General features: G+C 61.4%; 18 protein-coding genes. 12 read left to right on the top strand and 6 right to left on the bottom strand.

Annotation, left to right across the window (positions count from 1 at the left end):
- Window positions 1–19 precede the first annotated feature (19 nt).
- The 4 genes from AX725_RS04215 to AX725_RS04200 all read left to right on the top strand — a co-directional run bounded on the left by AX725_RS04215 (window position 20) and on the right by AX725_RS04200 (window position 5,114).
- Window positions 20–1,633, top strand: coding sequence for an acyl-CoA synthetase (locus AX725_RS04215; RefSeq protein WP_060980180.1), 1,614 nt, complete (start codon window positions 20–22; stop codon window positions 1,631–1,633).
- Window positions 1,630–3,237, top strand: a complete 1,608-nt coding sequence (locus AX725_RS04210; protein ID WP_060980181.1) for a flavin-containing monooxygenase — start codon at window positions 1,630–1,632, stop codon at window positions 3,235–3,237. The genes AX725_RS04215 and AX725_RS04210 overlap by 4 nt, the downstream gene beginning before the upstream one ends.
- Window positions 3,238–3,254: 17 nt before the next feature.
- Complete coding sequence (locus AX725_RS04205; protein ID WP_060980182.1) at window positions 3,255–4,214, top strand: alpha/beta fold hydrolase; 960 nt, start codon at window positions 3,255–3,257, stop codon at window positions 4,212–4,214.
- Window positions 4,215–4,328: 114 nt separating this feature from the next.
- Entirely contained in the window at window positions 4,329–5,114 is a 786-nt protein-coding gene (locus AX725_RS04200) for an NUDIX hydrolase (RefSeq protein WP_060980183.1), read from the top strand.
- A 487-nt stretch (window positions 5,115–5,601) separates the two neighbouring features.
- On the opposite strand, the gene AX725_RS04195 is transcribed toward AX725_RS04200, so the two are convergent.
- From AX725_RS04195 to AX725_RS04185, 3 genes are all read right to left on the bottom strand, one after another.
- Window positions 5,602–6,414 carry an IS5 family transposase gene (locus AX725_RS04195; RefSeq protein ID WP_060980184.1) on the bottom strand — a complete coding sequence of 271 codons (813 nt, stop codon included), beginning with the start codon at window positions 6,412–6,414 and terminating at the stop codon, window positions 5,602–5,604.
- A gap of 134 nt (window positions 6,415–6,548) precedes the next feature.
- Window positions 6,549–9,182 carry a winged helix-turn-helix domain-containing protein gene (locus tag AX725_RS04190; protein WP_081097064.1) on the bottom strand — a complete coding sequence of 878 codons (2,634 nt, stop codon included), beginning with the start codon at window positions 9,180–9,182 and terminating at the stop codon, window positions 6,549–6,551.
- Between the two features lie 168 nt (window positions 9,183–9,350).
- The gene (locus tag AX725_RS04185; protein WP_066114744.1) at window positions 9,351–10,580 is read right to left on the bottom strand and encodes an NAD(P)/FAD-dependent oxidoreductase; all 1,230 of its coding nucleotides are present in this window, start codon (window positions 10,578–10,580) and stop codon (window positions 9,351–9,353) included.
- A 203-nt stretch (window positions 10,581–10,783) separates the two neighbouring features.
- Here AX725_RS04185 and AX725_RS04180 point away from each other — a divergent pair, with 203 nt between their 5' ends.
- The 5 genes from AX725_RS04180 to AX725_RS21690 all read left to right on the top strand — a co-directional run bounded on the left by AX725_RS04180 (window position 10,784) and on the right by AX725_RS21690 (window position 15,050).
- The gene (locus AX725_RS04180; RefSeq protein ID WP_066044402.1) at window positions 10,784–11,977 is read left to right on the top strand and encodes an alkane 1-monooxygenase; all 1,194 of its coding nucleotides are present in this window, start codon (window positions 10,784–10,786) and stop codon (window positions 11,975–11,977) included.
- A 171-nt stretch (window positions 11,978–12,148) separates the two neighbouring features.
- Window positions 12,149–12,526: a rubredoxin gene (locus AX725_RS21755; RefSeq protein ID WP_081097063.1), complete on the top strand. Its 378-nt coding sequence runs from the start codon at window positions 12,149–12,151 to the stop codon at window positions 12,524–12,526.
- Window positions 12,527–12,620: 94 nt separating this feature from the next.
- The gene (locus tag AX725_RS04170) at window positions 12,621–14,234 is read left to right on the top strand and encodes a GMC family oxidoreductase (protein ID WP_066044369.1); all 1,614 of its coding nucleotides are present in this window, start codon (window positions 12,621–12,623) and stop codon (window positions 14,232–14,234) included.
- Between the two features lie 46 nt (window positions 14,235–14,280).
- Window positions 14,281–14,859 (top strand): OmpW/AlkL family protein, encoded by a 579-nt coding sequence (locus AX725_RS21155; RefSeq protein ID WP_196490545.1) that lies wholly within the window; start codon window positions 14,281–14,283, stop codon window positions 14,857–14,859.
- A gap of 38 nt (window positions 14,860–14,897) precedes the next feature.
- A complete protein-coding gene (locus AX725_RS21690; protein WP_353611415.1) occupies window positions 14,898–15,050 on the top strand; it encodes an OmpW family outer membrane protein in 153 nt (50 codons plus the stop codon).
- 245 nt (window positions 15,051–15,295) lie between these two features.
- Here the strand turns inward: AX725_RS21690 and AX725_RS21685 are convergent, their stop codons facing one another.
- Entirely contained in the window at window positions 15,296–15,559 is a 264-nt protein-coding gene (locus AX725_RS21685; RefSeq protein WP_353611412.1) for a hypothetical protein, read from the bottom strand.
- On the opposite strand from AX725_RS21685, the gene AX725_RS21425 reads away from it, so the two are divergent.
- From AX725_RS21425 to AX725_RS04155, 3 genes are read left to right on the top strand one after another with little or no spacing between them, the layout of a single operon-like run.
- On the top strand, window positions 15,485–15,796 hold the full coding sequence (locus AX725_RS21425; RefSeq protein WP_231725686.1) for a hypothetical protein: 312 nt from the start codon (window positions 15,485–15,487) through the stop codon (window positions 15,794–15,796). The two genes, AX725_RS21685 and AX725_RS21425, sit on opposite strands and share 75 nt — an antisense overlap.
- Window positions 15,786–16,670 carry an alpha/beta fold hydrolase gene (locus tag AX725_RS04160; protein ID WP_066044372.1) on the top strand — a complete coding sequence of 295 codons (885 nt, stop codon included), beginning with the start codon at window positions 15,786–15,788 and terminating at the stop codon, window positions 16,668–16,670. The genes AX725_RS21425 and AX725_RS04160 overlap by 11 nt, the downstream gene beginning before the upstream one ends.
- Window positions 16,667–17,080 carry a hotdog fold thioesterase gene (locus AX725_RS04155; protein WP_066044374.1) on the top strand — a complete coding sequence of 138 codons (414 nt, stop codon included), beginning with the start codon at window positions 16,667–16,669 and terminating at the stop codon, window positions 17,078–17,080. Before AX725_RS04160 ends, AX725_RS04155 begins: the two co-directional genes overlap by 4 nt.
- A 32-nt stretch (window positions 17,081–17,112) precedes the next feature.
- Here the strand turns inward: AX725_RS04155 and AX725_RS04150 are convergent, their stop codons facing one another.
- Window positions 17,113–18,708 carry an ABC1 kinase family protein gene (locus AX725_RS04150; RefSeq protein ID WP_066044377.1) on the bottom strand — a complete coding sequence of 532 codons (1,596 nt, stop codon included), beginning with the start codon at window positions 18,706–18,708 and terminating at the stop codon, window positions 17,113–17,115.
- Window positions 18,701–19,177: a MarR family winged helix-turn-helix transcriptional regulator gene (locus AX725_RS04145; protein ID WP_066044379.1), complete on the bottom strand. Its 477-nt coding sequence runs from the start codon at window positions 19,175–19,177 to the stop codon at window positions 18,701–18,703. The genes AX725_RS04150 and AX725_RS04145 overlap by 8 nt, the downstream gene beginning before the upstream one ends.
- Window positions 19,178–19,216: the final 39 nt, after the last annotated feature.

Genomic DNA, 19,216 nt, shown 5'->3' with positions numbered 1-19,216 from the left:
CCGTCCGGGAGAGAAAACCATGACCGAGTGGAATTTCGGCGACATTCTGGATGCCATCGAACCGGTGCTTCCGCCAGCTGCCCCTGTCCTGATCCACGGTGACCGGAGTATCACCTGGCCGGAAATGGGCGGGAGGTCCAACAATCTGGCCCGCGCGCTGCGCGACCGGGGGATCGAGCCCGGGGCCAAGGTGGCCTTCTACATGCGCAACCGGCCCGAATATGGCGAGGCCATGGCCGCCTGCTTCAAGGCCCGGCTGACCCACGTCAATATCAACTACCGCTACAAGCCGGACGAGGTCCATTACATCTTCGACGATTCCGATGCCGAGGTGATCGTTTACAGCAGCGAATTCCGCGATTGCATCGACGAACTGAAAGAACGGCTCGGCAAGGTGCGGATCTTTGTCGAAATTGGCGATCCGGCGGCAATCGCGCCGTTTGCCGAACCCTATGAGGCGCTGGCGGCGCAAGGCGATGGTTTGCCGCTGGGCATCGCCCGTTCGCCCGACGACTTACTATTCATCTACACCGGCGGAACCACCGGCATGCCCAAGGGTGTGATGTGGCGCCACCATGACCTGCGCCAGGCGCAACTCGATTCCGCCAGCCTGCTTGGTCCGGCGCCGCAAGACATGGCCGAAGCCGTAGCGATGCTGGCCGCCGAAGGCCCGGGCCGGGTGTTCCTTCCGGCCTGCCCGATGATGCATGGCACCGGTCTTCTCTCTGCCCTGGGCACCATGATGACCGGCGGCTGCATCGTCACGCTCGAAAGCCCTTCGTTCGATGCAGAGGAGCTATGGCGTGCGGTCGAAAAGCACCGGGTGCAATCGATCGCGATTGTCGGCGATGCCTTTGCCAAGCCGATGCTCGCCGCGCTCGACAAGGATCCCGGGCGCTACGATACGACAAGCCTGATCTCGATCATCTCCTCTGGCGTCATGTGGAGCCGCGAGGTCAAGGACGGCCTGATCCGGCACATTCCCCAGGTCGCGCTGATGGACGCCTTTGGCGCCTCAGAGGGGCTGGGCTATGGGCTGTCGGTGACCACCGCGCTCGGTTCGGTCCAGACGGCCAAATTCGCGATCGGCGAGCATTGCGACGTATTCGACGAAAATGATGCCAAGGTCGAAGCAGGCAGCGGTGTTCCCGGTTTCATCGCCCGCAGGGGTGCCATACCCATGGGATATTACAAGGATCCGGAAAAATCCGCGAAGACGTTCCGGACCATCGGCGGCGTACGCTACTCGATCCCCGGCGACTGGTGCCAGGTGGAGGCAGATGGCAGCTTGACCCTGCTCGGGCGGGGCAGCGTCTGCATCAACACCGCCGGGGAAAAGGTCTATCCCGAAGAGGTCGAGGAGGCGCTCAAGACCCATCCCTCGGTGGCCGATGCCCTGGTGGTCGGCGTGCCCGACGAGAAATGGGGCCAGGCAGTGACCGGCGTCGTGGTCCTGGAAGGCAGCGCCGAGTTCGACGAGGCCGCCCTCAAGGCCCATGTCCGCCAGCAACTGGCCGGTTACAAGACTCCGAAGGCGGTCTTCCTGGCCGGGGTTGCGCTGCGCGCATCGAATGGCAAGGCCGACTATGCCGCCGTTCGGGCCTTCGCGATGAGCCAGGGCGCCGCGACGTGACCGGTACGCCTGGCGGCGATTGGGAGGCGCTGATCGTCGGCGCCGGGTTCAGCGGAATCTATCTGCTCCACCGTCTTCGCGAGGCCGGCATCGACGCCAGGCTTATCGATGCGGCCGAAGCGCCGGGCGGCATCTGGTACTGGAATTGCTATCCCGGCGCGCGCGTCGATTCACAGGTGCCGCTGTACGAACTGTCGCTGCCCGAACTGTGGCGCGACTGGACCTGGAGCGAACGCTATCCCGGATGGCGCGAGTTGCGCGCCTATTTCCGTCATGTCTGTGACCGTCTTGCGCTCTGGCCCCACATGGCCATGGGAACCCGCATGACCGGCGCGGCGTGGGACGAAGACCGGCGCAAGTGGCGGGTCGCGACCGGCTCGGGCGAAACGATCACCGCGCGCTATCTGCTGCCCTGCCTCGGCTTTGCGGCCAAGGCCCATGTGCCCGACATCGCCGGACTGGAAAGCTTTGCGGGCGAATGGCACCATACGGGCCATTGGCCGCAGCACGGGTTGTCCATGGCCGGGCGCAAGGTGGCGATCGTCGGCACCGGCGCGAGCGGGGTCCAGGTTGCGCAGGAAGCGGCAGCCGAGGCGGCACGGCTCACCTTGCTGCAGCGCACCCCGATCCTTGCGCTGCCGATGCGGCAGGAGGTGCTAACGGCGGAGCAGCAGGAACGGGAGAAAGGCGATTACCCGGCACTCTTTGCGGCCCGCCTTCGTACAAGCGGCGGATTCGATATGAACGGTGTCGAGACCTCCGCGCTCGACGTTGACGAAGCAGAACGCCGCTCCCTGTTCGAAAGGCAATGGCAGGCCGGTGGCTTGCGGTTCTGGTATGCCAATTTCGCCGACCTGCTGACCGACGAACGGGCCAACCGTCACGCCTACGATTTCTGGCGCGACAAGACCCGGGCGCGGATCGCTGATCCCGCCTTGCACGAGTCCCTGGCGCCGAGCGAACCGCCCCACCCCTTCGGCACCAAGCGTCCTTCGCTGGAGCAGAACTATTACGAGATCTTCTCGCAGCAGAATGTTTCGCTCGTCGATCTCAAGCAGACTCCCATCCAACGCATCGTGCCCGAGGGCATCCTCACCTCGCAGGGCCTGATCGAGTGCGACCTGATCGTGTTCGCCACCGGCTTCGACGCCGGCAGTGGCGGGTTGACCCAGATCGAGATCAGGGGCCGCGATGATCGCTGTCTTGCCGATGCCTGGCACCAAGGGGTCACCGCCTATCTCGGCTCGGCCGTCCACGGCTTTCCCAATCTGGCCTACCTGTACGGACCGCTCAGTCCCTCGGGCTTTTCCAACGGTCCGACGGCCGCGGAAATTCAGGGCGACTGGATGCGGGACTTCCTGGTGAAGCTGCGCGACGACGGTCTGACCCGATTTGAAGCGGAAGCCGAAGCGGAGCGCGAATGGACCACAAGCGTTGCCGCAATCGGGGCGATCACGCTCTTTCCCCGGGCAAAGTCCTGGTACATGGGCGACAACATTCCGGGCAAGCCGCGGCAGCTGATAAACTACCCGAGCGTGGTGGGTTACTTGAACATCATAAACGAGGTGGCGGCGAACGGATATCGCGGCTTCACGCTGGCGTGACGGGGGAACTGCAATTTATGAAATCGGCTGCATCCGATATTGTGCCGGAATGGGCGCCTGACCCGTCGGTTCTGCCAGACTGGTTCACCGAGGCCCTGGCTGTTCCGCGCGAGGAAGGTTTCGTCACGGTTGACGGCGTGCGCATGCATTACTTCCGCTGGGGAAATCCGGCCGCGCCGCCGGTGCTGATGACCCACGGTTTTCTCTCGCACGCGCGCTGCTTCGCCTTCATAGCCCCGTTTCTTGCGGCCGATTACCACCTTGTCGCCTATGACCTGTCCGGGATGGGCGACAGCGAGGTGCGCCCGGACTGCGACATGACCGCGCGTGGCCGCGAAATGATCGGGATTGCTAAAGCCTTGGGCCTGTTCGGCCAAGCCAGCAAGCCGATCGTCGTCGCTCACAGTTTCGGTTCCGCCGTTGCGTTGCGGGCGCTTGAACTCGCGCCGGACGCCTTCGGCGGGGCAGCGATCTGCGACATGATGATCCTGCGCCCCTCGGCGCTGGAGGAATACTGGAGCATGGGTCGGACCAGCCCCGGCTCGGGCGATCCCAACCGCCCGCATCGCCGCTATCCCGATTTCCCGAGCGCCCGCAAAAGGTATGTGTTGTCCCCGCCCCAGCCGGTGGGTGAACCGTTTCTCATGGATTACATGGCTTACCATGCCCTTTGCCGCGAAGGGATCGATTGGACCTGGAAGTTCTCTCCAGCCGTGTTCAAGCGCGACAATTCGCACCGCCTGTGGCTCGAGATCGGTCCGCGTGTGGTTGCCGCACCCGGCAGAAGGGCAATTATCCACGGCGCTGAGAGCCAGCTCTTCACATCGGATTCGCGCCGCTATCTCGATGAACTGGGAGGAGGCGACATCCCGGTCATCGCGGTTCCGGAAGCGCGGCATCACCTGATGCTCGACCAGCCATTGGCCTTCGCGGCGGCCTTGCGCGCTGTCCTTGAACAATGGTCAAAAAGTGACTGATCGTGGTGCGCGCCAATTCTATCGGATCCGGCGCGATCGACAGATGGCTGCCGGATTTGCCCGGCCGGGCGCACATCGAGAAACGCAGCTTCAGCGACAGCCAGGGAGGCCAGCATGAGTGATTCTGACCAAGCTCCAGAACCCAAACCAGCCGCAACGGTGCTGCTAGTCCGCGACCACCCCGAGTTCCAGGTCCTGATGGTGAAGCGTCATCACCAGATCGATTTTGCGTCGGGGGCTCTGGTTTTCCCGGGTGGCAAGACGCACAGCGGCGACGCCGACGAGCGCTGGAGGAGTCATGCGATCGGCTGGGACGATCTCGACCCGGTTCAACGGACCTTGCGGGTCGGGGCGATCCGCGAGGCGTTCGAGGAAACCGGGATCCTGCTGGCGCAAACCGCTCAGGGCGTACCGTTCGAGGATCCGTGTGACGCGGCGGTGCGAAGCGCGGTCGATGCTGGCGAAATCGCGTTCTTCGATGTCGTTTGCGAACTGGATGTTCGCCTCAGGCTGGACAAACTGGCCATCTTTGCCCGGTGGATTACCCCGACCATCATGCCCAAGCGGTTCGACACCTGGTTCTACGCCCTTAGCGCGCCGCCGGGACAGGTCGCGGCTTGCGATGGACGGGAAACCGTGGATGCGGAATGGATTTCGCCATCAGAGGCCATCCGGTTGGCGGCGTCGGGCGAGCGGACAATTATCTTTCCCACCCTGATGAACCTGAAGCTGCTCGCCGAGGCAGAGGGCGCCCAGGATTGCCTTGCGCGCGCACGGCAACGCAGGCTGGTGACGGTGCTGCCAGAGGTTGCGGTCGAGAACGGGGAACGGGTTCTGGTGTTACCGCCTGACGCTGGATATGGCGCAGTTTCGCAACCGCTGAAAGCGCTCGGAGCCTGAGTCAGGGCGAGCTTCTCGATCGACCGCTGCTCTGCCACCCGAATTTTGGACTATTCGCGGTTAGAGTTACGGCATGAAGGCATCGAATTTCACGGACGCGCAGAAGGCGTTCGTTATCAAGCAGGGTGAGGAAGGCACGTCACCGCCAGCCACACGCCGGTAGGACCAGCCTTCGTTCATTAGTACGCGAAGTGTCCGGAACAGGGGCGCCGCGCAACGCGGCGCGGGATCGAGCGTGTTTACATCTCCGCTCGGCCTGTCGCTCCAGCATTGACCCTGAGGGTGCAGGAAAAGGGCAGGAACTGTCGCCGACTTCTGTTTCGTCGAGCGCGAAATAGTCGAGCCTGTCGTTCGCGACGGTGTGCCGATCAAACCGCAAGTACCAGGCAGGCCCTGGCAAAGTTACTTGTCTTCTCTCGCTCTCTCTCTCTCTCTCTCTCTCTCTCTCTCTATATATATATATATGGCTAAGAGTCGGTTTCGAAACTCACGCTGACCGAGCCAATCGGCGGATCATGAGCATGGCGGCGGCAGCGTAGAGGAAGGCTGCGACGGATTTGAGGGTGGCTTTGACGTCCTTGGCGAGGCGCCGGTTTCGGTTGATCCAAGCGAAGAAGCGTTCGACCACCCAGCGCCGTGGCAGAACCACGAAGCCGGATTGGCCGGCGATCTTGCTGACGATTTCGACGGTGATGCTGGTCGCCTCGGTGACACGGTGATGATTATATCCGCCATCGGCCCAGACCTTCTCGATGAACGGGAAGAGGCCGCGCGAGATTTGCAGCAACGCGCCGCCGCCATCACGATCCTGGACATCGGCGGTGTGCCGCTCGACAAGCAGCGGCCTGCCGTCAGTATCGACCAGAGCATGGCGCTTGCGACCCTTGATCTTCTTGCCTGCATCATAGCCGCGCGGCCCGCCGCTCTCAGTGGTCTTGACGCTCTGACTGGCGATGATGGCTGCGCTTGGCGAGGCGTCCCTTCCGGCTCGCTGGCGGTCGAGCGCGACCAGCGCATGGTTCATCCGCTCGAACACGCAGTCGTCCCGGAACCGGGCAAACCAGCGGTAGACCGTCTGCCACGGAGGGAAGTCCTTGGGCAGCAGCCGCCATGCAATCCCGCCACGCAACACATAGAAGATTGCATTCAACACCTCGCGCATCAGCCATTGTCGCCGGCGTCCCGTCGCGCGCGCCTCGGGCAGAAAGACCTCAACCAGCGCCCACTCGGCATCGCTCAAATCCGTCTGGTAACGCTTCGAAACTCGCGTATGCTGCGCGCGGGTGGCTGGGGTCCTCATCAAGATCTCCGGGTTGTCTGCAAAACCCCGGAATCACAGGAACCTCAGCCGCTCAACCCCTTTCGAAACGGCCTCTAAATCTTAGTAATTTCGGCTTGCGGAGAACCCTGGACGGTTCAGTGTACATCGGAAGTCTAATCGAGAAACCCTATGCCTTCGGCTTTCAAAACTGCCTGGACTCGGTTTCGAACTTGTAACTTGCCGAATATCTTGTGTAGGTGCCATTTCACCGTATTCTCGCTGATGCGATGCCGGATGGCAATTTCACGATTGGAGAGGCCCTCCTTGACGCGGTGCAGGATGGCGAGTTCTTTCCTGGTCAGCGTCGGCACATCCACCTGTTTGGGCAAGCGTGACGTACGGACAACTTCTGTACGGTGGCCTGCGCCTAATGCCTGCTCGTCCGGGATCAGATTTATCAGCGCGGCGGTCGCCGATCCCAGCCTTTCCAGCGTCCTCCGCTCATCCAGCAGCGTGCGGAAGCACCGCTTCCGCAACGCGATGTCTACGGCATCCGCCACGATCTGTTCGGCAGGGGCCGTTCTCCCCGCCGCTGCGGTGGCAGCAGCAAGGCAAAGCATGGCAGAAATTTCTAGTCGACCCGAATGATTGCGGCGCGCATGCTCAAGCGCCACGATTGCTGATCGCCTGCACAAATGGAACTTTCCCTGCCGCAAGGCAATACGTGCCTCGCTGAGCGATGCGCGCGCGCGGAGAGCGGGGCCATGCGCCGTCAGGAAGGCGGGGTGATCGTGGGCGGGAAGCATGGCGACGGCGTCGTCCACGTCGGTCATCACCGCCATGTCGGCGAGAGCGATGCGCGCCAATGCATCAAGTCGCGGGAATGCGTGTTCGCTTGCAATTACGCGTGCCTCTTGCAGCAATTCTATTGCGCCCTGCCGATCGCCGCCGAGATCGATGAAAGCTGCCGCAGTGCGAAAGGCCAAGAATGTCAGATCGACCACCCCGTGGTGACGTACGAATTCCAGAACGTTCCCGATGCGGGAGCCTAGGGTGCCGAGCCGGTTCGCCTCGTAATCGATTTCAAGTTCCAGCAGGTCGAGCAGCTTGGCAGAGAAAGGCGTGGCGCGAAACTGCGCCTGCTCATCGTCGCGCGCATTGCGTAGCAGGTCCGCAGCCGAGCCCATGTGGCCCTGCGCAATTTCGCCGAAAATTATCGTGGCATGAAGCCAGCCAAGCGCGTAGCGATGTTCGGCGACCGTGTTGACTGATGCGGCCTGCCCCCTCAATTTCACGAGGTCATCAAACCTGTGTTCACTGGCGGCAATAAAGCTGAGGCAAGTTAATATCGCGCCCTGGCCCACAAGATCGGTGCCGTCATGCTGCTTGATCCAGAGTTCGCATCGACGCCTGGCCTCCGTCAGGTCGTCTGCGGTCGCCGCACCGACGGCAGCCACGAGATCGCGCCAACGTTGCAGTTGCAGCTTGGTCGAATCATCGGCCTGGACGCTGCTGGCAGCGTCTATGTCGGCAATCAGGGCTGCTGCCTGCGCTTGCCCGAGACTGAAAATCTGCGCCCACGCCAAGCCGAGGGCGATTGTGGGGGCATTATCCATTTCGGAGAAACTGGCCTTCCATAGCTGTATCTGCTCTACCTCTCCCTGCCGCAGCGCGATGTCCATTATGCTGCTGGACGCCATCTCGGTGGCTGTGTCCTTTTCACCTGCACGAAGATACAGGCTGATGCTCTCACGGCTGTTGCCGCTTTGTCGCTGCCATTCCGCGGCGTGGGCAAGACGCTCCGGATCCAGACTCCGATACTCGACCGCGTATCGGTGCTCGAGGAACTCACGAAGAAGTGGATGAAATTCGCAAGCGGACCGGTTCCTGTCCATTGGCCTAAGCAGCATCCGCTCCACGCACAGCTTCTCGATAAGCCTGGCGCCGTCGTTTCCACCGAATAATTGATCGAAATACTCGGCCGATACGGAGTCCAGGACCGAAGCCCGAATGCAGAATTCCCGCAATTCATCGGAAAGAGATGCAAGGATGGCGCTCCTGAAGTATCGATCGAGATCGCAGTCGCGCCCGGTGACTTTTCTAGAAACGAGGCGCTGATTCTGGGTTCCGGTCGAGGTGGCCGCCCGCAGCAGCAGGATCAGCGGCGCCGCCCAACCCCGGGTCCGCTCCCAAAGCGTAAGGAGATCGGCGTCGGAAACCGTACCGGCGCGCATCCCGCAGGCAACGGCCCGCGCTTCGTCGAGGCTGAAATTCAGCTTGTCGACCGTCACATCTTCGACCTGGCCCTGCGCGGCGACACGAGCAAAACCAATATCCGCCGTCATAGCCGCAGCGATCGCAACATTCGGCGGCGCGGCGAGCATCAGGTCTTCGATCCGGTCCGCCATCTCCGAATCACAGCCGATGTCGTCGATGCAGATTAGCAATCGGTACCCTTGACGATCAGCGGCATGGTCGAGCCGATCAGCCAAGGTCATCAGATTGCGCGGCCTTCGCTCGTCCATCGCCGAGAAAATGCTCTGCGTATTTTCAGCTGTCAGCAATTGGCCGTAGATGCGTTGCGCGAGCAAGTCAGGGTCGTAATCGGCGTGCTTGGCCGACACAAAGGCCGTCATCTCGCCGCGCTCACGGTGGGCGGCCCACAGCTGGGCCATTGCAACGCTTTTTCCGTGTCCCGGCGGCGCACGAAAGACATGGAAGCGCTTTGCCCAGTCGCTCGAGAGCAAGCGCGGGCGCGGGAGACTTTCCGCATGTAGCAACGTTATTCGATCAGCGACTGCGCCCATGGTCTTCACCCAACTCTCTGCTTGTGTTTACAACATGCAGCGTGGAAGGACAGACTGGAATGCCAATTTGCGATAGCGGGACATATCCGTGCGTGCGGGCTTGCACACATGCTGAGCGCCCGCAAGCCGACGTACCCGAAGGCCCTTATGGCCGGGCCGGAAAAAAGGTCAGGCGATAGCGTCGTTCAGCGGGACGGCGGGGTTCCCCAATCGTTCGACGTCGATGCGCGCGCCTGCGGCGATGAATTGCTTGCCCGACGCAAATTCCTGCGGCGAGTTGATCGCTTCCACGCAATGCAGGCGGTCTTCCTTCAAATGGAATATGCAAAAGCGCTGTGACGACGGCGCACCGCGCAGGACGGTTCGATCGCACTCGTTCTTTATGCCCGCCATTTGAAGCTTCAGGTCATATTGATCGGACCATTGCCAGGGTATTTCCTGCTTAGGCGCCGGCCGGCCGGTTATAGCAGCGGCCGCTTGCCGCGCCTGCTCCAGAGCGTTGGGCACACTTTCGAGGCGAACCTTTTGAAGCAGGTTCGGGACAGGGCGACGTGCGACGTCTCCGATCGCGAAGATCGCAGGATCGCTGCTCCGCGACTCGTGATCGACGATGATCCCGGTTTCGGTTTCAAGCCCGCCCTCGCGCGCGATTTCGTCGTTGGGGACCGCGCCGACACCGACCAGCGCCGCGTCACAGTCCAGCGTGCGACCGTCGCCAAGGCATATCCCCGTCAACCTGCCATCGCGCCCTTCGAAGCCGGTCACGGCGGTGCAGAGTTCGAACCGAACGCCATGTCGAACGTGGCAATCGTGGAAGAAGCTGGAAATTTCGCGGGATGCCACCCGCGCGAGCAGCCGAGACTCGCGCTCGATCACGGTGACCTCCGCGCCGAGCGCCCGGGCGGAGGCGGCTACTTCGAGCCCGATATAGCCGCCGCCGACGATGGCCAGGTGCTTCCCGCGCGCGAGGGCGACACGCAGCTGCTCGGCATCGACCGCCGTTCGCAGGCCGACGATCCCCGCGAGATCAGCGCCCGGCACGCTCAGCTGGACGGGGCGGGATCCCAAAGCGATGATCAGCTGGTCGTAGGAGATGCTCTCGCCGGACGTGAGCAGCACCTTTGTCGCTTGACGATCGAGTCTCTCCGCGCGCCGGGCCAACCGCAGGTCGATCGCAGCCTTCGCATAGAATTCGACGGGTTTCAGCGGCGTCGGGACGACACTCAAGTCGTCGCGCAGGGCCGCCTTCGACAAGGGCGGCCGCTGGTAGGGACCGATCGGCTCGTCGCCGACAAGGATGATCGAGCCCTCGAACCCATTCTGGCGAAGCAGCGCCGCGGCGGTGCCGCCGGCATGGCCTGCCCCGATGATAAGCACATCTGCGCTCGCGTCGGTCATGTTGATTTAGCCCCTATTCGGCTGCCCGCTGATGCGGAACTGCCACCTGCGTACGATGGGGGCTGTCTAAGATTCCCGAAGAATTGATAAACCATACTTAAGTTGGGTTGTTCGCTCCGTCACGAGTAATAGACGGGTCCGATGCACCGACCATAGGCCGGTTCGAGACACAGAAAAATGTGCCAATGGGAAAGGATCAGGCGATGAATGAGATCACAAGCAGAAGCCCGGGCGCCAGCGCCCCGGACCAATATGTCGATAAGAAGCGCTATCTTTGGGCGTTGTCCGTGGTCTGGCCAGCCGCACCACTGATCGGCCTCTATCTTGTCGATCGGACCGGGTGGAGCCTTTTCTACGGCTTTACGCTGGTCGTCTGGTACGGCGTCATCCCGCTGCTCGACGCCCTGTTCGGCAATGATCCGAACAATCCGCCGGAGGCAGCAGTCGCTCGTCTGGAAGCCGATCGATACTATCGTATCCTGACCTGGCTGACCGTGCCGGTACACTATGCGTCGCTGATCGGATCGGTCTGGTGGATCGCAACCCGGCCAATGGCCTGGTGGGAAGTTGTGACGCTGGCGTTGTCGCTGGGCATCGTCAATGGCCTCGCACTCAACACCGGGCACGAACTGGGCCACAAGAAGCAGACGCTCGATCGCTGGCTGGCCAAGATCGTGCTGGCGGTAGTCGGCTACGGGCATTTTTTCATCGAGCATAACAAGGGTCACCACCGGGACGTGGCGACGCCCGAGGATCCGGCAACGTCGCGGATGGGCGAGAATATTTACAAGTTCTCACTTCGCGAAGTTCCGGGCGCCTTCCTGCGCGCGTGGAAGCTCGAGAAGGTTCGGCTCGAGCGTGGTGGAAAGAGTGTCTGGAATCTGGGGAACGAGATCATCCAGCCGTTAATCCTTACAATTGCTGTCTACGGCTCGCTGCTGATCGCCTTTGGACCCGATCCCAAGTTGCTGGTGTTCCTGCCCATCCAGATGGCGTTCGGATGGTGGCAGCTGACGAGCGCGAACTATATCGAACATTACGGATTGTTGCGGGCAAAAATGGAGGACGGCCGCTACGAACGCGCCCAGCCGCGGCACTCCTGGAACAGCAATCACATCGCGTCCAACCTGATCTTGTTCCATCTTCAGCGCCATTCCGATCACCATGCGCACCCGACGCGCAGCTACCAGTCGCTTCGCGACTTCAGGGGCCTCCCGGAACTGCCTACCGGCTATCCCGGCATGTTCTTCATAGCGCTGATCCCGCCCCTCTTCAGAAAGGTAATGGACCCGCGTGTGATCGAATGGGCGAATGGCGATATCGACAAGATCCAGATCGATGCCGCCCACAAAAACGCGATCGTCCGCAAATACGGCACGCCGGCGCTGAGCGGCTAATTTTCCCGCGATTGGATTCGAACCAAGGGCGGCGCCAGAAGGCCGACTTCGCGGTTCCGATGTCGAGTGTGCAAATCGGTCGGAACGGGTCGCCGAAGAGGAGGCGCGCATTAGCGCCGCAACTTCGCTCGCTATCACACCAGTTATCGAACAGATTGGAAATAAGCTATTATGTCCCGGTATATTTGTCCCGACTGCAGTTATATCTACGATGAAATCAAGGGTGAGCCTCATGAAGGGCTAGCCCCGCACACCAATTGGGCCGAAGTTCCCGACGATTGGGCGTGCCCCGACTGCGCGGTTCGCGACAAGCCGGATTTCATTCGTCTCGCAGACGACGCGTCCAACTCGCCGCTGGCCGAACCAGCTGTCGGGGCAGAGCCTTTCGCCAAGTGGCACTGCGTGACCTGCGGACATGTCTATGACGAGGCTCTGGGCGATCCGGCGACCGGCGTCGCTCCTGGCACGCGTTGGGTCGACGTCCCCGCAGACTGGTATTGCCCCGACTGCGGAGCGACCAAGGAAGATTATGAGCGCCTTGATTTCTAATCGGTCTCACGGAGGCCGTTCCCGCGACCTTGAGTCCGTTCGCCGGACAGAGAAACTTTCGATGAACGCAATAGCCCACCGATCGGGGGAAAGTATGTTCGATTATATCATCGTGGGGGGCGGGTCAGCCGGATGTTTGCTGGCCGATCGCCTGTCGGCCAACCCTGAGACGAAGGTCTGCTTGCTCGAGGCAGGACCGCCCGATCGCAGCCCGCTGATCCACATGCCTATCGGAATAGCGCTTCTTTCCAAGAGCAAAACGCTCAACTGGGGCTATGAGACGGCGCCGCAGCCGCATCTCGGCAATCGCAAGCTGTTCTGGCCGCGCGGCAAGACGCTCGGTGGATCGAGCTCCATCAACGCAATGGTCTACATACGCGGGCACAGGCAGGATTATGATGCCTGGGGCGAGGCGGCCGATCCTATCTGGTCCTATGACAATGTCCTTCCCCTGTTCCGGGCGATGGAGGCGAACGAGCGGTTCGGCGCGAATCCCTATCATGGCAAAGACGGTGAATTGCACGTTTGCGATCTGCGGACGTCCAACCCTTTGAGCAAGGCCTTCGTCGACGCCGGACAGCAGATCCAGCTCGCGCAAAACGCCGATTTCAACGGCGAAACGCAAGACGGAGTCGGCTTCTACCAAGTCACGCAGCGCGGGGGACGTCGGTGGAGTTCCGCCAGGGCTTTCCTCTCAGAAGCCAAGAGCCGACCTAATCTGCGAATCATCACGAATGCACGGGCCACCCGCATCCTCTTCGAAGGCACTAAGGCCGTGGGCGTCACCTATGCCTCTGGAGTTCGTTTCGCCGACATTCGTACGCGCGGCGAGGTTATCCTTTCGGGCGGCGCGATAAACTCGCCGCAATTGCTCATGCTGTCGGGCGTTGGCGATGCGCAGGAGCTTCGCAATTTCGGAATTCCCGTGGTCGCCGATCGGCCAGAGGTGGGGAAGAATCTTCAGGACCATCTAGACATCACGATCATGCACAATGCCAATGATCGGACGCCGATTGGCATCGCGCCTTCGTTCCTGCCCCGAGCGATGGCGGGCGTCTTTTCCTATCTTTTCCGGGGACGTGGCTTCCTGACCAGCAACGTGGCGGAATCCGGCGGCTTCGCCCGGAGCTCGCCCGCGCAGGAGCGGCCCAACCTGCAATTCCATTTCCTCCCGACATTGCTCAAGGACCATGGGCGGCAGGTTGCGTTCGGTTATGGCTACACGCTGCACGTCTGCGACCTCTTGCCGAAGAGCCGCGGCCGCATCGGACTCAAGAGCTCGGACCCCCTTTCAGCCCCGTTGATCGATCCCGCCTATCTCAGCGATCCGCGGGACCTCGAAACCATGATAGAGGCCGTCCGGATCGGGAGAAAGATACTGGCGGCGCCGGCGTTGGCGGCGTATTCCAGGCGGGAGATCGTTCCCGGTCCGTCGGTGCAAAGCGAGGCGGACATCGTCGCCGACATTCGCGAGCGCGCGGAGACGATCTATCATCCGGTCGGAACGTGCCGGATGGGGCGCGACCCCCAGTCCGTGGTCGATCCCGCCCTGCGGGTGCGCGGGGTCGAGAGGCTTCGCATCGTCGATGCCTCGATCATGCCGAGACTCGTGGCCGGCAACACCAATGCACCCACGATGATGATTGCGGAAAGGGCCGCCGGAATCATCCTCGGCAGGACGAAGTTGGAGAACGGCGACGACCGCTAAGAACTTGCAACAGGATCGCCACGCGCGCCAGGCTGCACGCAAAGGAATGGCACTCTCTGAAAACGAGGGCGTCCTCGACACCCCCCGAATTAGGTTTCGTATTTTCCATCGAGAAGGAAAAACAAAAATGATTATCGTTGCTCGTAAAATTGCCAGGGCGAGGGCTGCACGCCTGTTGGGACTGGCGCTTGGGTCGAGCTTCTGCCTTGCCCAGCCGGCCCAAGGCGAAGAGGTATCTGATTCCGATCAGTGGACCGTCACCCTTAACGTCACGCAGGCTATCCTAGGGGAAGAAGCGTCTGACGTCACCGTCGCCGGCAATCCCTTGCCGGATGCCGGGGTGCGTATTGGCGATGCGACTACCGTAACAGCGGATATCGGATATTCTATCACGCGGGATATTGCGGCGAACTTGTTTTTCGGTGTTCCGGCTTCGGCGAAAATCGTCGGAGCCTGTTCGGTCGAGTCGCTCGGGACATTGGGCGAGACCCGCTACGGACCGGTTATTCTGTCCGCTCAATATCATTTCAACAGCCAGGGAGTTGTAAGGCCTTACGTAGGCCTCGGTGTCGGCAGGATCGTTTTTTTGGTAAGGACGACGGGGCATTGTCCGACTTCGATATAGAGGATCGCTGGGCGCCGGCGGGTCAGGCCGGGGTCCGCGTGAGGGTGGCCGACGGTTTGATGCTCAATGCGGACGCCAGATATGTTCCGTTTTCAACAGTTGCAGAGGGAGCGCTCGGTGGCGCGCCCGTGAGTGCCCGACTGAGGATAAGGCCCATTCTAGCCAACGTAGGGATCGCCTATCGATTCTAAACGTGGCTGCGCCTCGCTTCGATGATCGTAGAAGCGATCCGCGATCAATTAAAGGCTATCGCCCTTGTCGGGATCTTTCCAGATATTCAGAAAGGCCTGGCGCAGTGCTCTCGGGCGCTCCCGCTTTGGAAGCGAAGCGATCTCCAACTGCAAGCACTAGGCTGACGCACGTGTTGCGTCACTTGCTACAGGGCGCAAAATCCCAGCAATTATTACTGAAGATTCCGAGACATAGCTGTCAGCAACTACTTGATAGCGGCAGACCCCCGCTCTGAAATTCCCGAAAGTAGGCGGGCATAAATCGCATCGGCCTCAATTCGGAGCGACGGGAGGATTTCGATTGCGCGGGGCAACAGATGCAGCGTCGAAACCCGGCGTTTGCCTTCGATTGAACGCCGCACCATATATTCGGCTTTCTCAAGTTGATCGATCCCATGACCGACGCTGGCGCGCACCAGATCAAGGCACTTGGCAAGTTCGGTTTGGGTTGGTCCCGGCGAACGAAAAATATAGGCAACGGCGCGCCATTTCCTGCGCGAAAGACCGAATTTCGCCGTCGAGGCATCGAACAGTTTGCGCAGCTAGCGTGGCACCTCTTCGACCAGAAAGACGATTTCGTCGGACCCGGTCAAATAGCTATCGTTGCCGATCTTTTTTCAATAGGAGTGTGCCTTACCCGTCGAGCGGTCGATCGAAAGGATTTTACTGTAAGATGTCTTATCGTAAGAAGACTTCATGGAAAATGATGCAGTCGGGTTGACTGGCCACTGCGGCCACGCGATCGCCGCCACTGTCGAAGGCGCGCTCGATGGGATGCCGGTCATTCTCGCGCACGGCGGCGGGCAGACACGGCGGGCCTGGAAGAAGATTTCGACCCTGCTCGCCGGCCATGGCTTTCGTGCCATCGCCATCGATCTGCGCGGTCATGGCGACAGCGATTGGGCCAGCGACGGGGCCTATGAATTTGCCGACTTCGCGAGTGACCTGGTGGCCATTTCAGCAAAGCTGGATCGCAAGCCAGCGCTAATCGGTGCGTCGCTCGGCGGGCTCGCCGGGATTGTCGCTGAAGGGCAGCTTTCCCCCGGCAGCTTCGCGTCACTGACGCTGGTCGATATTACCCCGCAAATGGAAGCAACCGGGGTGGCGCGGGTTGTCGGCTTCATGGCTGCCCACGCGCGCGAGGGCTTTGCCTCCCCGGACGAAGCCGCGCGCGTCATTTCCGAATATCTGCCGCATCGCCCCAGCCGCAAAGCTTCGTCGGGTCTCGCCCATTACCTGCGCAAAAAGGCCGACGGGCGCTATTACTGGCACTGGGATCCAGCCTTCATCGATGGGGTCATGCGCCGTCGCGCACAGAACGGCGAAATGGGCGATCACGGACAGAGCGAACTCAGCAGTGCGGCGATGAAGCTGACCCTGCCGGTGCATCTGGTCAGGGGCGGTTCGAGCGATCTCGTCTCGCCGGAAGCGGTGGCGCATTTCCGCAAGCTGGTCCCGCATGCCGCCTATAGCGACATCGCCGATGCCACACACATGGTGGTCGGCGATCAGAACGATGTCTTTGGCGCGGCGATTGCCGACTTCCTGATCCAAACTCATGCTGCGAGCGATGCGAGATGACCAGCCGCACTGAAAGGCCCGAACTCACCGAACTGCGCAAGATGCTCCACGTCGCGCCGTTTCACCGCTGGCTCGGCCTCAATGTTGTCGATCTGACCGAGCGCGAGCTAATTCTCGAAATGCCATGGCGGGATGAGATCGTGTCCAATCCTATGATCGGGTCGGCGCACGGCGGCATATTGTCGGCGTTGATCGACCTGACCGGTCTCTACACCATCAACGCGCTGGGTGGCACCGCGCGGGCGACTGCCGACCTTCGCGTCGATTTTCACCGTCCTGCCACCTCAGGTCCGCTGCGCGCGATTGGCAGTGTCGTCAAACTGGGCAAGCAGTTGAGTGTCGCGGAAACCAGAATCGAGGATACAGCGCAGCGACTGCTCGCAAGCGGTCGGGGTGCCTACGTCGGCTGATTCTGCAAATCTAATCGGACATCCACGCGTCTTCATTTCCGACGAAACCATTCGACTGCGATGATTATAGCCGACGCAAATGCGCATGTTCCGGCGAGCGTTGGCTGTCCCTCGAATAGAATGGCTGCCGCGATAATAAGAGCAGCAGAAATGACATGATGACCAGCGAGGGGTCGCTGGCGACTGCCGCTGGCCAGGAGCTGTAGATCCCGGCGGTCGAGGCTGATCGGCAATCGGCCCGACCGCACGATCTTCTCCAGCTCTAACACGAGTTCGGGGGCATTCAGCGCTGCCCGCCCCAAAAGCGCGGTCGTGCGACGCGCCTTGTCACGCAGTTCTCCAAATCCGACGCGTTCGCGAAGCAATTGCCGGGCGATCGGGGCCAGTTCCGCGCCGATGTCGAACCGGGGCTCGATGCGCCGCACGAATCCTTCCGCCGTAAGCAGCGTGCGCAACATCAACGCGAGGTCTGGAGGTAGCGACAGCTCGAACTCCCGCAACAGCCGGAACACGTCGGAGAACACCTCGCCGAGATCGATCTGGTCAAGCACCGACACCTTGAACCGATCAATCAGTCCCGCAAGTGCACGGGCGAGTGCTTCACGATCGACGGGAGGATCGCCGGCCCACCGCAGGAGAATACCTGCCAGCGTGGCCGTGTCCTCACCCGCGATCGCGAGCGAAAGGTCCACGAGTTCGTCGCGGCGATGGGGCAGCAGTGTCCCGATGGCGCCGAAGTCAATGAAGACGACGGTGCCGTCCGTTTTGATCAGTATGTTGCCGGGATGGGGATCCGCATGAAAGCGACCGTTGATCACGATCATTTGCAAGACGGCCTGGGCGTAGGTTCGCGCCACTTGCGCCATGTCGATGCCCGCGGCGCGCAGCTGCTCCAGGTCGGTCGCAGGCAGGCCATCGACCCGCTCCTGAATATTGATGCTCCTTCCGCTGGCCTCCCAATCAAAGCGGGCCGTCTCCACGCCGAATCCGGCCAGGAATGCGCCAATCTCGTCGCTGGCGTTCCCTTCCGCTGAAAGATCCATCTCGCGGTCCAGGCTCTCGGCAAAAAACCGCAGGAGTTCATCGGGGCGCTGGCGGGCGATCGCGGGATTGACCCGCTGCGCCAGACGGGCAAGCCGCCGGAGCAGACGCAGATCGGCATCCACGATCTCCTCGATACCAGGACGCCTGATCTTGACGATTACAGGAACTCCATCCTTGCGCACTGCGGCGTGGACCTGCGCGATAGACCCTGCAGCAAGCGGCGTCTCGTCGAAGGATTCGAAACAGTCGGAGACCGGCGCGCCCAACGCCGTCTCGAGCGAATGCCGAACTTCGGCAAATGGCACGGCGGGCACGCGATCCTGCAAGGTCGCGAGCGCAGTAGTCCATTGGGGTGAGAGCATGTCGCTCCGCATTGCCAGAACCTGGCCGAACTTGACGGCGACAGGGCCGATCTCGCGGAGTGCAGAAACGACCGCTTCGGGTCGCGGAGGTGGCGCATCCCCGCGGGTCCGCCCGATACCGAGACTTGCCGAAAGGCCGTTCAGACCGTGTCTTCCAAGAATGCCGATCACCTGCGCCAGACGGCGACTGTCGCTTACTGTCGAGACTGGCGCATCAGGCATCGGAAAGCAGTCCACGGGCGTTTGCGCTCATGATCGCCAACACGTCGGCCAGAGCCTCTTTCTGTGCGGGCGACACACCTGCCCATAACTTCTCATGTGTCGCGTCAGCGGCGTTCCTGAGTTCGGGCAGGATGTTCTCGACCTTCCTCGTCAGGTCGAGCTGCCAGGCCCGCCCATCGCTCACATCGCGGCGGCGGATCATGTATCCCTGATCACATAATGCCGTGACAGCGAGACCAACCGTCGCCGACTCAAGTTCGAGCTGTCTGGCGATGTCCGATTGATTCAGCGATGGATCCTTGATGAGCTGGGCCAGCACCCTCCACTGAGTGCGGTTAAGCCCAACGGGCTGGGTGCGTTCGTCGAATGCTCTTCGTGCCGCCCGGCTGATTTCGTCCATCAGAAAAATGGCGCGATCATCGTCGTTTACGACGTTATCGAAACTGGGGCTCTTCGTCTGAGCAGTCATGAAAGGGAGATTACCTCAGGGCTAAAATTAGTAAAGGGC

This window comes from Blastomonas sp. CCH9-A1, from assembly GCF_001557175.1.
GTDB classification, from domain to species: domain Bacteria; phylum Pseudomonadota; class Alphaproteobacteria; order Sphingomonadales; family Sphingomonadaceae; genus Blastomonas; species Blastomonas delafieldii_A.
This window is presented reverse-complemented; position numbering and strand designations above follow the sequence as displayed.